This is a genomic window from Streptomyces vilmorinianum, from assembly GCF_005517195.1.
GTDB lineage: Bacteria > Actinomycetota > Actinomycetes > Streptomycetales > Streptomycetaceae > Streptomyces > Streptomyces vilmorinianum.
Genome location: NZ_CP040244.1, coordinates 7341465 through 7354422 on the forward strand (window position 1 = coordinate 7341465; position 12958 = coordinate 7354422).

Annotated in this window: 13 protein-coding genes; 5 read left to right on the plus strand and 8 right to left on the minus strand. The window is 70.5% G+C overall.

Going from position 1 to position 12958, the window contains the following annotated elements; all coding sequences use genetic code 11:
• Nucleotides 1-2 precede the first annotated feature (2 nt).
• Nucleotides 3-257: a MoaD/ThiS family protein gene (locus FDM97_RS34170; protein WP_137994339.1), complete on the minus strand. Its 255-nt coding sequence runs from the start codon at nt 255-257 to the stop codon at nt 3-5.
• Between the two features lie 60 nt (nt 258-317).
• A complete protein-coding gene (locus tag FDM97_RS34175; protein ID WP_137994340.1) occupies nt 318-1163 on the minus strand; it encodes an alpha/beta hydrolase in 846 nt (281 codons plus the stop codon).
• Nucleotides 1164-1397: 234 nt separating this feature from the next.
• Here FDM97_RS34175 and FDM97_RS34180 point away from each other — a divergent pair, with 234 nt between their 5' ends.
• From FDM97_RS34180 to FDM97_RS34200, 5 genes are all read left to right on the plus strand, one after another.
• Entirely contained in the window at nt 1398-2213 is an 816-nt protein-coding gene (locus FDM97_RS34180) for a response regulator transcription factor (RefSeq protein WP_137994341.1), read from the plus strand.
• Nucleotides 2214-2237: 24 nt separating this feature from the next.
• Nucleotides 2238-3263: a LacI family DNA-binding transcriptional regulator gene (locus FDM97_RS34185; protein WP_137994342.1), complete on the plus strand. Its 1026-nt coding sequence runs from the start codon at nt 2238-2240 to the stop codon at nt 3261-3263.
• An 88-nt stretch (nt 3264-3351) separates the two neighbouring features.
• Nucleotides 3352-4404, plus strand: a complete 1053-nt coding sequence (locus tag FDM97_RS34190; protein WP_137994343.1) for a S1C family serine protease — start codon at nt 3352-3354, stop codon at nt 4402-4404.
• A 20-nt stretch (nt 4405-4424) separates the two neighbouring features.
• Nucleotides 4425-5159 carry a response regulator transcription factor gene (locus tag FDM97_RS34195; protein WP_137994344.1) on the plus strand — a complete coding sequence of 245 codons (735 nt, stop codon included), beginning with the start codon at nt 4425-4427 and terminating at the stop codon, nt 5157-5159.
• On the plus strand, nt 5156-6559 hold the full coding sequence (locus tag FDM97_RS34200; RefSeq protein WP_254705860.1) for a HAMP domain-containing sensor histidine kinase: 1404 nt from the start codon (nt 5156-5158) through the stop codon (nt 6557-6559). Before FDM97_RS34195 ends, FDM97_RS34200 begins: the two co-directional genes overlap by 4 nt.
• 16 nt (nt 6560-6575) lie before the next feature.
• Here the strand turns inward: FDM97_RS34200 and FDM97_RS34205 are convergent, their stop codons facing one another.
• The 6 genes from FDM97_RS34205 to FDM97_RS34230 form a co-directional block, all read right to left on the minus strand.
• Complete coding sequence (locus FDM97_RS34205) at nt 6576-7118, minus strand: PIN domain-containing protein (RefSeq protein WP_137994345.1); 543 nt, start codon at nt 7116-7118, stop codon at nt 6576-6578.
• Between the two features lie 15 nt (nt 7119-7133).
• Nucleotides 7134-7580, minus strand: a complete 447-nt coding sequence (locus FDM97_RS34210; RefSeq protein WP_137994346.1) for a helix-turn-helix domain-containing protein — start codon at nt 7578-7580, stop codon at nt 7134-7136.
• A 100-nt stretch (nt 7581-7680) separates the two neighbouring features.
• Nucleotides 7681-8532: a phosphatidylinositol-specific phospholipase C gene (locus FDM97_RS34215; protein ID WP_137994347.1), complete on the minus strand. Its 852-nt coding sequence runs from the start codon at nt 8530-8532 to the stop codon at nt 7681-7683.
• 120 nt (nt 8533-8652) lie between these two features.
• A complete protein-coding gene (locus FDM97_RS34220) occupies nt 8653-9132 on the minus strand; it encodes a hypothetical protein (protein ID WP_137994348.1) in 480 nt (159 codons plus the stop codon).
• Between the two features lie 21 nt (nt 9133-9153).
• A complete protein-coding gene (locus tag FDM97_RS34225) occupies nt 9154-10779 on the minus strand; it encodes a vanadium-dependent haloperoxidase (protein ID WP_217510276.1) in 1626 nt (541 codons plus the stop codon).
• A gap of 211 nt (nt 10780-10990) precedes the next feature.
• Entirely contained in the window at nt 10991-12820 is a 1830-nt protein-coding gene (locus tag FDM97_RS34230; RefSeq protein ID WP_137994349.1) for a bifunctional metallophosphatase/5'-nucleotidase, read from the minus strand.
• Between the last annotated feature and the right edge of the window lie 138 nt (nt 12821-12958).

Genomic DNA, 12958 nt, shown 5'->3' on the forward strand with positions numbered 1-12958 from the left:
GTTCACCCTCCTGCGAACGGCGGGAGCACCTCGACCGTGCCGCCCTCGGCAAGGCGTACGGTCTCATGCGCGCGGGTCCCGACGGGGTTGCCGTCGATGAGGAACGAACACCGCTGGAGTACGCGGACGAGCTCACCCGGGTGCTTCGCGCGGGCGGCCTCCAGCGCCTCCGCCAGGTTCTCGGCGGTGTACGGCTCCTCGGCGACACCGGCGGCGGCCTTGGCCGCGGCCCAGTAGCGGATGGTTCCCGCTGCCATAGCGGCGCTCCCTTCGTTCGTGTGCGCGCCGCTGTCCATGATGGGCCATGCGCGGACGATCTAGGTGCGGGTGAGCCAGTCCCCCAGTCGGGCGAGGAGCTCCTCGTCCGCCGCGTTCTCGGCGTGGCCCATCCCGCGCTCCAGCCACAGCTCGGACGCGCCGGCCTCCGCCAGCATGCGCGGGTGGTCGAGGGGGAAGTACGGGTCGCGGTCGCCGTGCACGATCAGCAGCGGGGTCGGCGCGATGAGCGGCACCGCCTCCACGGGCGACAGCGGTACGGGATCCCAGTCCCGGTTGTGGATCCGCGTACGGAGCCCGTAGCGGCCGACCAGGCGGCCCGTCGGGCGGGTGATCACCCAGTGGACCCGTCGCATCGCGGGCGTACCCCGGTAGTACCAGCGGGCGGGCGCGCTGACGGCCGCGACCGCGTCGGTGTGACCGCCCGATTCCCGCTCCAGGGCCGCGTGGCGCAGCACCACGGACCCGCCCATGGAGAAGCCGACCGTCGCCACGCGCGCGTGCCCCAGCTGCCGGGCCCAGCGCACCGCGGCCGCGAGGTCGAGGACCTCCCGGTCGCCGACGGTGGAGCGGCCCCCGGACCTGCCGTGGCCCCGGAAGGAGAACGTGACGACGGCCGCGTGCTCGGCCAGGACCCGGGCGGCGCGGCGGACGGCGGGCCGGTCGGCCGAGCCGGTGAAGCCGTGGGCGAGGACGACGGCCGGGGCGGCCGTACCGGGGACACTCCGCGTACACGATTCGTAAACAGCGTCGATACGGACCCCGTCATCGGTGAGCAAAGTGGCACGCTGGGGACCAGGTGGGGGTCCCTCCACGCCCCCTGGGGCGTAGGGGGAGATCGAGGAAACATCCACGATGTGAAATCGGCCCTCTGCCTCGGAACTCATGTGGGCTATTCTGCTAGCCAGAGGATCCGGGCAACGCAGCCCCCGGGTCCTTTTGTGTTTTCCGACCGTTGTTACGGGCGGATGAACAAAAGCTCTCAGGGCGCGAGAGCAGCAGTGATGTGTACGAAGCAGTGCCGTAGTCCTCGCAGGGACCGAGGAGGAAACCGACGTCATGGACGAGCGAACCGAGCACGACCGACCGACGATCCAGTCGACCCAGGCAGGTGGGGCGCGATGAGCTCACTGCTGCTCCTGACCAACGCCCTCCAGCCGTCGACCGAAGTGCTCCCCGCACTCGGCCTGCTGCTGCACAACGTGCGGGTGGCCCCCGCCGAGGGCCCCGCGCTGGTGGACACCCCCGGCGCGGACGTGATCCTGATCGACGGCCGCCGTGACCTGCCCCAGGTGCGCAGCCTCTGTCAGCTGCTGCGCTCCACCGGGCCGGGCTGTCCGCTGATCCTCGTCGTCACGGAGGGCGGCCTGGCGGCCGTCACCGCCGACTGGGGCATCGACGACGTCCTCCTCGACACCGCGGGGCCGGCCGAGGTCGAGGCGCGGCTGCGGCTCGCGATGGGCCGCCAGCAGATCGTCTCCGACGACTCCCCGATGGAGATCCGCAACGGCGATCTGTCGGTGGACGAGGCGACGTACAGCGCCAAGCTCAAGGGCCGGGTCCTGGACCTGACCTTCAAGGAGTTCGAGCTCCTGAAGTACCTCGCCCAGCACCCGGGCCGGGTCTTCACGCGCGCCCAGCTCCTGCAGGAGGTCTGGGGGTACGACTACTTCGGTGGCACCCGAACGGTCGATGTCCACGTACGGCGTCTGCGGGCCAAGCTCGGCCCCGAGCACGAGTCGCTGATCGGCACCGTCCGCAACGTCGGCTACCGCTTCGTCACCCCGGAGAAGGTGGAGCGGGCGGCCGAGGAGGCGCGGGCCAAGGAAGAGGCTCGGGTCAAGGAAGAGGCCCGGGTCAAGGACGCCGCGCGGGATGTCACCCCGACGGAGGACGTGAACGTGGCGGAAGCCACAGTGCGACCTGCCGGTAGGTAGGTCCCCCCGCGTAGACTGCCGCGCGTGGCCAAGGTGACGCGGGATGACGTAGCGCGACTGGCGGGGACTTCGACCGCGGTCGTGAGTTACGTCATCAACAACGGACCCCGGCCGGTCGCCCCGGCCACGCGCGAGCGTGTACTCGCCGCGATCAAGGAGCTGAGCTACCGGCCCGACCGGGTGGCCCAGGCCATGGCGTCGCGGCGCACGGACCTCATAGGCATGATCGTCCCGGACGCGCGGCAGCCGTTCTTCGCGGAGATGGCGCACGCGGTCGAGCAGGCCGCCGCCGAGCGCGGGAAGATGGTCCTCGTCGGCAATTCGGACTACCGGGACGAGCGCGAGGTCCACTACCTGCGCGCCTTCCTCGGGATGCGGGTCTCCGGGCTGATCCTGGTCAGCCAGGGCATGAGCGAGCGGGCCGCGAGCGAGATCGAGGCCTGGGACGCGCGCGTGGTGCTGCTGCACGAGCGGCCCGAGGCGCTGGACGACGTCGCCGTCGTCACGGACGACATCGGCGGCGCGCAGCTCGCCACCCGGCACCTGCTGGAGCACGGCCATCCGTACGTGGCGTGCATGGGCGGCATCCCGAACACCCCCGCCGTCGGCGACCCGGTCGCCGACCACGAGGAGGGCTGGCGGCGGGCCATGCTGGAGGCCGGCATCCCGATCGAGGGCCGGCTGTTCCAGGCTCCGTACAACCGCTACGACGCCTACCAGGTGGCGCTGAAGCTGCTCTCCGGGCCGGACCGGCCGCCGGCGATCTTCTGCTCCACCGACGACCAGGCGTTCGGCGTGCTGCGTGCGGCGCGCGAGCTGCGCATCGACGTGCCGGGCGAGCTGGCGGTGGCGGGCTTCGACGACGTGAAGGAAGCGGCGCTCACGGACCCGCCGCTCACGACGGTCTCCTCGGACCGTCCGGCGATGGCCCGGGCGGCGGTGGACCTCGTCCTCGACGACGGGCTGCGGGTGGCGGGCTCGAAGCGTGAGCGCGTGAAGCAGTTCCCGTCGGCGCTGGTCGTCCGCCGCTCCTGCGGCTGCCACGACTGACCGTCCTTATACGGGACATACGGGGTTCTGTCGGGCTTCTCAGGCCGTCCTCAGAGAGCTCTCATGTACGGCTCCGAGAGTCGTATCCATGACGGACTTCCAGCAGCAGCCGCAGCAGCAGCCGTACTATCCGCCTCGGCCGCCGTACGACCCGACGCAGCCGGTCACCACGGAGCCGGGCACGACGATCTGGCCGGCCGGCGGTCACGTACCGCCGGCGGTCACACCCCCGGCGGTCACACCCCCGGCCCCCGCGCCGCGCCATCGCGCCAAGCGGGGCGTCGGTCTCCTCGCCGCCGTGGCGATCGCGGCGGCGGCGGTCGGCGGGGGCACGGCCACCCTGGTGCAGCAGCTCACCGCGGACAGTACCCGGAGCGCGACCGGCGTCAACGGGACGACCGTCTCCGCGAGCAGCAAGGGCACGGTCGCCGGCGTGGCCGAGGCCGTCTCCCCGTCCATCGTGGAGATCTCCGCGGCGACGGCCTCCGGCAAGTCCACCGGCTCCGGCGTGATCATCACGGGCGACGGCGAGATCGTCACCAACAACCACGTGATCTCCGGCGCCTCCTCGATCAAGGTGCAGCTGTCCAGCGGCAGGACGTACGACGCGAAGGTCGTCGGCACCGACCCCGACAAGGACCTGGCGCTGATCAAGCTGGAGGGCGCGTCCGGTCTGAAGGCGGCCACGCTCGGGAACTCCGACGACGTCAAGGTCGGCGACGAGGTCGTCGCGATCGGCTCCCCCGAGGGCCTGACCGGCACGGTCACCAGCGGCATCGTCTCGGCGCTCGACCGCGATGTGACCGTGGCCAAGGACGACGGCCAGGACCAGCGGCAGCAGCAGCAGTACGACCCGCGGCAGGGCTGGCCCTTCGAGTTCGGCGGGCAGCAGTTCAACGGGGACACCGGCTCGTCGAAGACGACGTACAAGGCGATCCAGACGGACGCCTCGCTCAACCCCGGGAATTCCGGCGGTGCGCTGATCAATATGAACGGCGAGATCATCGGGATCAATTCGGCCATGTATTCGCCGAGTTCTTCGAACGGTTCTTCGGCGGGCAGCGTCGGGCTCGGATTCGCCATCCCGATCGACACCGTCAAGGCCGACCTGGACGACCTCCGCTCCGGCGGCGACAACTGAACGCATGCGAGGCTGGCCCCATGACTGGCCCGGTGAATGAAGGCGACCGCATCCTCATCGTCGACGACGAGCCCGCCGTACGGGAGGCGCTGCGGCGCAGTCTCGCCTTCGAGGGGTACGGGACCGAGGAGGCCGTCGACGGCATCGACGCGCTGGCCCGGATGGAGTCGTACCGCCCCGATCTCGTCGTCCTCGACGTGCAGATGCCCCGCATGGACGGGCTGACGGCCGCCCGCCGCATCCGGGCGTCCGGCTCGACCGTGCCGATCCTGATGCTGACGGCGCGGGACACGGTCGGCGACCGGGTGACGGGGCTCGACGCGGGCGCCGACGACTACCTGGTGAAGCCCTTCGAGCTGGACGAGCTCTTCGCCCGGATCCGGGCCCTGCTGCGCCGCAGCTCGTACGCGTCGGCCTCGTCGGCCTCGTCGGCCGAGCCCGAGGGCGACGTGCTGACCTTCGGGGACCTGCGGATGGACCTGGCGACCCGGGAGGTGACGCGTGCGGGGCGGCCGGTGGAGCTGACGCGCACCGAGTTCACGCTCCTGGAGATGTTCCTGGCGCACCCGCGGCAGGTGCTGACCCGCGAGCAGATCCTGAAGGCGGTGTGGGGCTTCGACTTCGAGCCGAGCTCGAACTCCCTGGACGTGTACGTGATGTATCTGCGGCGCAAGACGGAGGCGGGCGGCGAGCCGCGCCTGGTGCACACGGTGCGGGGCGTGGGGTACGTGCTGCGCGGCGGAGGTCCGGAGTGAGCGGTCCCCTGACCTGGTTCCGCTCCCGCCCGCTGCGCTCCCGGCTCGCGCTGCTGACGGCGACGGCGGTGGCGCTCGCGGTGGCCGGGGTGTCGCTGGCGTGCTGGTTCGTGACGCGGGCGCAGCTGGAGGCGGAGCTGGACTCGTCGCTGCGCAGCAGCAAGCTGGACGAGCGCTCGGTGAGCCAGCTGGCGCTGACCTGCGCGCAGAGCGGCGAGTCCCCCGTCCCCTCGGGTGGCTCGTACACCGTGCAGATCGTGCTGAGCAGCGGCAAGGTCTGTACGTACGGCACCTCGCCGATCCCCGCCCAGCCGGACGATCTCGCGGTGGCGCGGGGGCAGATTCCGTACGCCCTGCACACGACGAAGGCCGAGAACGGCGGCGAGATGCGCGTCTACACCTACGCGCAGCCCTCGCTGGCGCTCCAGCAGCTCGTCGGCGTCTCGGTCGCCCGCCCGCTGGCGGAGATCGACAACTCCATGACCACGCTCGCCTGGGTGCTGCTGCTGGTCTCCGGGGTCGGGGTCGTGGGTGCGGGCGCGGCGGGCCTGTGGGTGGCGCGGACCGGGCTCGAGCCGGTGAACCGGCTGACGGGCGCGGTCGAGCATGTGGCGGCGACGGAGGATCTGACGGTGCGCATCCCGGTCGAGGGCGAGGACGAGATCGCCCGGCTCTCGCGCTCCTTCAACGCGATGACGGCCGCGCTGGCCGTCTCCCGGGACCGCCAGGCGCAGCTGATCGCGGACGCGGGTCACGAGCTGCGCACTCCGCTGACCTCGCTGCGCACGAACGTCGAGCTGCTCGCCCGCAGCGAGCAGACGGGGCGCGCGCTGCCGCCGGAGGACCGGCGGGCGCTGATGGCGTCGGTGAAGGCGCAGATGACGGAGCTGGCCGCGCTCATCGGCGACCTCCAGGAACTGGCCCGCCCGGACGCGGTCCAGCCGGGCCCGCTGGAGGTCGTACCGCTGCACACGATCCTGCGCTCGGCCCTCGACCGGGCGCGGCTGCGGGGCCCCGAACTGACCTTCCGTACGGACCTGGCGCCCTGGTACGTACGGGCGGAACCGGCGGGTCTTGAGCGCGCGCTGGTGAACGTCCTGGACAACGCGGTGAAGTTCTCGCCGCCCCGGGGCACGATCGAGGTGACCCTGATGCGCGGCGAACTGACGGTCCGCGACCACGGCCCGGGCATCGCCCCCGAGGAACTCCCCCACGTCTTCGACCGCTTCTGGCGCTCCCCCTCGGCCCGAGGCCTCCCGGGCTCGGGCCTGGGCCTGTCGATCGTGGCACGTACGGTCCAGCAGGCCGGCGGCACGGTGACCCTGACGACACCGGAGGACGGCGGCACGGCAGCGGTCCTACGCCTCCCGGGCGCACCGACGCCTCCGCCGGAGGCCTGACGTCTGACGGCGGGCGTCAGATGCGGCGGCGCACCTCGGCCGCGAACTGGGGCGCACCGCCGGCCGCCAGCCGGTCGAGGAGCCCGTGGAGATCGCGGGGCTCACGGCGGTAGCGCGCGACCTGATGCCGGAGCACGGACAGGACGACCACCGGCTCGAGGTCGAGGATGTCGAGCAGGAACTCGTCGGGGTGCAGCACCTCGATGTCGTACGGGGCGGTGGAGTCCTCGGGGAAATCGCGGAGGTTCAGCGTCACGACGGCCTGCGCCTCGCCCCGCACCGCGGCCGCGAGGACGTGCCGGTCCTTGGGATCGTTGCTCATGACCGGGACGAGCCCTTCATACCCGGTCACGGAACTGGCGGGGAAGTGTCGGTCGAGGGTCTCGACCAGGCGCTTCGCCGTCTCCTCGTCACGCTTGTCGGCGATGTTCCGCCGGAGTTCCTCCAGGATGTCGGCCGACCAGAGCGGCTCGTAGATCTCCGCCTCGGTCAGCCTCAGCAGGGTGTCCCTCAGGCAGTTCGGAAAGAGGACACAGGTGTCCAGAACGACGCGCTGCACATCACTCCCAGGAATTCAGTCGCCGTACAGGTCGGCTTCCTCTGTCAGTTCGACCAGTTCGTCCAGGCCGCTGCGCCGCGTGGAGCGGCGTAGCTCGCGGTAGGCGAGGATGTCGGTCAGCAGCACCCGACGGTGCCTGCCCGGCCGGGTGAAGGGGATGTCCCCCTGGTCGAGGAGCTTGACCAGGGTCGGGCGGCTGACGCCCAGCATCTCCGCGGCTTCCTGGGTGGTGAGCGTGGTCTGCTTGGGGGCGACGGTGACGGCCTTGCCCTCGGACAGCGCGTGTACGACGACGACGAGGGCCTCGTACACCTCTGCGGGCAGCGCCTTGGTCGTACCGTCCGGGCCCCGCAAGAGAGCAGGCTCGGACGCCGTCGGCGTCCGGTCGAGAAAGGCGCGAAGCTCCGCGATCTCGGCCCTGTGCTCCGGGAGGAGAGTCCTGTCTTCCGCTGTGCTGTTCATACGTCGTCTCCTTCGAGGCTCACCCCACCTTGGCATCAATTCGAAAGAAACGCAAGATTCGAAGGAAACGAAAGAAGCCCGGGTCGCACCCGGAGGTGTGTCAGTTGTGCCGGATGAGGGACTCGACCAGGCCTGAGCGAGTATTGGGGAAGTCCATCGGGACGATCCCGAGGCCGACGCGTCCGGCCAGCTCGGCGCTGTCGAGGAAGCCGTGGACCCACGGGTTCAGCCGGTCGGAGTTCCAGCGGGGCGGCAGGTACGCGGAGGTGCTGACGAAGTTCACGTACAGCCGGCCGGGCTGGGTGACGGCCGTGCGGAAGTGGGTCTGGATCTTCGGGTACTTGGCGTCGGGCAGCGCGTTCCAGTCGTCCTGGATGGCGAAGGCCGAGCTGCCCCACCTCAGCCCGGGCAGCCCGCCGTTGTCGGCGAGCAGCACGACCCGTCCGCGGGCCTCGCCGAGGAGGGGGAGCGTGTCCCCGATCCGGAAGAGGGAGCGCCAGCCGCGCCGGTCGAGGTAGTCGTCGAAGACGGCGCGGAAGGTGGCGTCGGACTCCTGCGAGTACTCCTGCTTGACCCGCATGAGGACGGTCTCGGAGGGGTGCGCGGCGAGGAAGTCCCGGCAGGCGATGAGGACGTCCCCGAACATCATGTTCTGGTACGAGGCCCCGTGGTGGATCGCGAACGACCCGCCGGTCACCCGGCACCGCACGTCCAGGAAGCGGATGCCGCTGTCCAGCTGCTGGGCGATGGTGGTGTTCTGGCACTCGCTCCAGGCCCCGCCGAACCGGGCCCCTGAGTCGTGCGTCCCGGGGATGGTGAGCCGCCGCAGGTCGGTCCCGTCCCCGTGCGCCCCCATCCACGCGCGCGCGTCCACGGCGGAGGCGTCGGGGGCTCCCACGAGCAGAGTCGCTCCGGCGGCCGCGGCCCCTACGAGGAATCGTCGTCGGTCCATGGACCGGGACTATGACAGGCACACGTCAATACTGCCAGGGGGGCGTGAGACATCTACGGGACACCGGGTCGGCCGAAGGCCGGTTCCCGACGGGGAACCGGCCTTCCTGGCCCTTCAGGGTCACTGAGTGACGGTGAACGCGCACCAGGGCGTCCAGGCCGAGACCTGGCTGCCGCCGATCGTGTGCAGGCGGAACTGGTACTCACCCGGCTTCAGTTCGCCCGCGGAGAGAGCGAGGTTGAAGACCATGCCGTTCGGCCAGATCCGCTCGGTCTTGGTGATGAGCGCGGCCTCGCCCGGCTTGGCGACCTCGAAGGTGGCCCGCAGGGAGTGGTAACTCCTGTTCTTGCCCGCGTCCTTGCCGAACGCGGTCGGCGAGGCGGCGAGCGCGCCGCCGTTCGTGCCGGAGATCACCGGGGTCGGGCCGCCCTCGCAGAACTGCGCCTGCTCGTACGGTCCGGCGAAGACCCGGAGGGTCCCCGGCACGCTGGGCTCGACCTGCGATCCCGTCGCGTTCGTCGCGCTGAAGACCGCGACGGTGACGAGCGCGGCGACCACACCGGCGGTCGCGCCGATGCGTCGGAGATTCTTTCCGATCACGGGAAAACCGTCCTTCCGGTACTAGCGCGGAACGTAGTAGAGGTGCGTGCGGCCGTCGTAGCCGTTCACACAGCCGTAGGAGTTCCAGAGGCCCTGGTGGTAGGCGTTCTCCGCCCCGTACTCGTCACACCAGTACCAGGATTCGTGGGTGCCGTCGTACAGGTTCCCGACGGTCGTGGCACCCATGGGTTTGATCAGCCACTGCTTGCCCACGGTGGCGAGGCGGGGGATGCTGTACGAAGGCGTCTGGTCGTTGTAACTCGTCCAGCCGTACGAGTTGTTGATGATCTGGCCGGCGGCCTTCCGGCCGGTCGCGACGCCGAGGTCGCCGTCCCACTGGAAGTGCACACCGAGGTAGACCCGGCTGCGGGCGTTCTCGGTCGCCGCCGCGCTGAAGTTGGGGAAGGTGCGGGTGACCCCGACCGCGTGCGGGTCGTCGGTGGTGCCGGTGAAGGAGATGTCGTCCGTGCCGAAGAACTGCTTCATCGACTCGGCCCACGCTCCGGCGAAGGTCGCGTGCCCGGAGACATAGGCGGGGAACGGCGGGCTGAAGCGGTTGTCGCCTTCGTCGGCCGAGAGCGGCTGCCAGGAGCTGTTCTGCGCGGTGTCCGGGTTGCCGTCCGAATCGGCCAGCTGGATGGCGCTCTCGGGCCGCCACAGATCGATGGGGGTCTGGTACTTCTGGTCCCAGGCGGAGATCCCCGCGTCCGCCATCGAGCCCGCGACCAGCGCGAAGAGCTGGACGTTGGCGAGCTGGTCGAGTCCGCGCTGCGTGGAGACGATCCGGGTGTGGGAGAAGAGCTGCCCCGGCGGCTTGTAGGTGCCGTTCAGGTCGTTGGCCCAGAACCAGGCGATCTGGGTCTGCTCGGCGGTCCGTGTCGTGCTGTTGGCCGCGCCGAGCTCAGCGACCTCCTTGAACTGGGCCGTATAGGCGGGGCTCTTCAGCAGCTCGGGCATCGTCGTGAACCCGCCGGGCTGCTGCGGACGCAGGTCGGCCGCCGTGGTCTTGTAGTACGTCCACGGGTAGTCGCCGTAGTCGATGAACTTCTTGACCTTGCCCCAGTTCGGAGTCGCCGCCGCACCGGAGCCCGTCGGCCGCCACTGACCGGGTTCGGTGCTCGGGGTATACGGCGTGGTGTCCTGGGATCCGTCGCCGGTACGACGGGCGATCATCGCCGCGGCGGCCTTCTCGCCGACGCTCTTGCCCTCCGTGGTGGTGGCGTCGACCGGCTCGCCCGTGCGGGCCGCCGTGAGGTAGGGCGTGAAGTCGAGGGCGGGGAAGGCGGACTTGAGGGTGTTGTAGGCGGCGTGGTCCAGGGCCGCGTCGACGTTGGGAGCGACGCCGGCCTTCACGCTGATGCCGGGGGTGTAGAGCGCCCCGATGCAGTTCTCCGGCTTGAAGCCGCCACTGCTGTGGCAGCGGCTGGCGTTGGCGGCGTCGTACATGGCCAGGTGCATCATGGCCCCGGCCCGTGCCAGGGGTCCCGGAGCGCCGCCCGTGGTGACGTAGGCGTCGAGCAGCGCCTGGTTCCAGTAGAGGACCCGGTCGCCTGTGGTCGAACTGGCGTGTGCGGGCGCCGATATGCCCACGCTTGCCAGTAACAGCGCCAGGCCGACGGTGATGGAGCGTCTGACAGGGTGTCTCACAGTCTTGCCCCTCCAGAGATCACGAAAGTTGATCGTGTGCTGACAAGATCACGTGCAGCATAGGAGCAGCGTCCGCCTGACGGGTCCGTTCCGGCTGGAAAATGCGCGTGAACAATGCCTCTGGCAAAGGGAGTTTGAATACCCCGACGCACGGGACCCCGCCCGGCCGTCATGGCCGGGCGGGGTCCCGGGACTGCGTCACCGACGCCGGTTACGGCTTCGGCGGGTACACCACGTTGATGCGGTCCGCCGCCGGCACCGGCAGCGGGGCGCTCGCCGAGGAGGTGCGGAGGTAGGTCTCGAAGGCCAGCAGGTCGTCCACGCCGACCAGCCGGTTCGTCCCCTTCGCCAGCTCGCCGAAGCCGTCGCCGCCGCCCGCGAGGAAGGAGTTGACGGCGACCCGGTAGGTCGCGGCCGGGTCCAGCGGAGCGCCGTTCAGCCGCACCGAGTCGGCGACGACACGGTCCGCGCCGGTCTTGGTCAGGTCCAGCGTGTAGCTGAGGCCCGACGAGGGCTGCAGCACCTTCGGCGACCCTTCGTTCTTCGGGCCGGTGACCTGCTGCTGGAGGACCGTGAGCAGCTGCGCGCCGGTCAGGTCGAGCAGGTTCACCGTGTTGCCGAACGGCTGCACCCGGAACGCCTCGCCGTAGGTGACGACGCCGTCGCCCTCACCGGCCGGGGAGGACGCGTACACCAGGCTGTCCCGCACGCCGCCCGGGTTCATCAGCGCGAGGTCCGCGCTCGGGTCCACGGACTTGGCGTACGCGAGCTGGGCGTCCGCGATCAGGTTGCCGAGCGGGGAGTCGTCCGGCCCGCTCGGGGCGGCGGCCCCGGCGGCGATCCAGCCGATGGGCCGGTTCTCGATCGGGGAGGAGATCGCCTTGTAGCGGGCGATCAGGTCGGTCATGTCGCCGGCCGGGTCCTTCCGGACGACGACGTGGTTCGCGGACTTCACCGACGTACGGACGATGTCGCGGGTGCGCCGGTCGTAGGTCAGCGTGGTGTCCGTGTAGAGGCGGCCGAAGGACGCGGCGGAGGTCACCGTGCGCGGCTTGCCCTCCGGGTCCGGGATGGTGCACGCGTACGCGGCGTGGGTGTGGCCGGTGACCAGCGCGTCGACCTTGGCGTCGACGCCCTTGGCGATGTCCACGATGGGGCCGGAGATACCGGTGCCGGGGCCGTTCCCGTCACAGCCGTAGTTGTACGCGTCGGACGCCGGGGCGCCGCCCTCGTGGATGAGCGCGACGATCGACTTCACGCCCCGCTTCTGCAGCTGGCGCGCGTACTTGTTGATCGTCTCGGTCTCGTCGAGGAACTTCAGGCCCTTGACGCCGTCGGCGGTGACGATGTCCGCCGTGCCCTCCAGGGTCACGCCGATGAAGCCGACCTTGATGCCGTCCTTCTCCCACACGAAGGTGGGGTCGAGCATCGGCTTTCCGGTCTTCTCGTCGACGACGTTCGCGGCCAGGTACGGGAACTGCGCGCCCTCGAAGGTCCGCCCCTCCGCGTAGCAGCCGTCCTTCGGGTGGCAGCCGCCGTCCTGCATCCGCTTGAGCTCGGCGGCGCCCTCGTCGAACTCGTGGTTGCCGACGCCCGTGACGTCCAGGTCGAGGGCGTTCATCGCCTCGATCGTGGGCTCGTCGTGGAAGAGCGCGGAGATGAGGGGGCTGCCGCCGATCAGGTCGCCCGCGGCGGCCGTGATCGAGTACGGGTGGCCCTGGCGGGCCGTGCGCAGCGAGCCGGCCAGGTACTCGACGCCGCCGACGCCCTCGATGGTCTTGACGCTGCCGTCGGGCTGAATCTCCGTGAGCCGCCCCGAGGAACCCGTGGGGGCCTCGAGGTTGCCGTGGAAGTCGTTGAAGGACAGCAGCTGGATGTCCTGGTAGCGGCCGGACTGCTTGTCCGAGTGGCCGTTCTGGCCGGCGCTCGCGGTGCCCGGCAGCGCTACCGCGAGCGCTCCCACGGTGGTGAGGCCGGCGACAGCCGCGAGGAGCCGGTGCGTACGGCGTCTGCGGTGCTGGTTCTGAGAAGTGGTAGGCATGCGCCCCCCTGTGGTGCATGTGAAGGGAAGTCTCGGTCCGGGCGCAGCCTAGGGTCAACGCGCGTAGCGCAACAGGGGTCAGGGGTTACGAGCTGGTTGATTTTGCTCACTCGGCAGGCACCCGCCAGGCACCCACCA

Coding starts and splice junctions, on each gene's coding strand:
- FDM97_RS34170 (WP_137994339.1), bottom strand. CDS start 257: ATGGCAGCGGGAACCATCCGCTACTGGGCCGCGGCCAAGGCCGCCGCC.
- FDM97_RS34175 (WP_137994340.1), bottom strand. CDS start 1,163: ATGAGTTCCGAGGCAGAGGGCCGATTTCACATCGTGGATGTTTCCTCG.
- FDM97_RS34180 (WP_137994341.1), top strand. CDS start 1,398: ATGAGCTCACTGCTGCTCCTGACCAACGCCCTCCAGCCGTCGACCGAA.
- FDM97_RS34190 (WP_137994343.1), top strand. CDS start 3,352: ATGACGGACTTCCAGCAGCAGCCGCAGCAGCAGCCGTACTATCCGCCT.
- FDM97_RS34195 (WP_137994344.1), top strand. CDS start 4,425: ATGACTGGCCCGGTGAATGAAGGCGACCGCATCCTCATCGTCGACGAC.
- FDM97_RS34210 (WP_137994346.1), bottom strand. CDS start 7,580: ATGAACAGCACAGCGGAAGACAGGACTCTCCTCCCGGAGCACAGGGCC.
- FDM97_RS34215 (WP_137994347.1), bottom strand. CDS start 8,532: ATGGACCGACGACGATTCCTCGTAGGGGCCGCGGCCGCCGGAGCGACT.
- FDM97_RS34230 (WP_137994349.1), bottom strand. CDS start 12,820: ATGCCTACCACTTCTCAGAACCAGCACCGCAGACGCCGTACGCACCGG.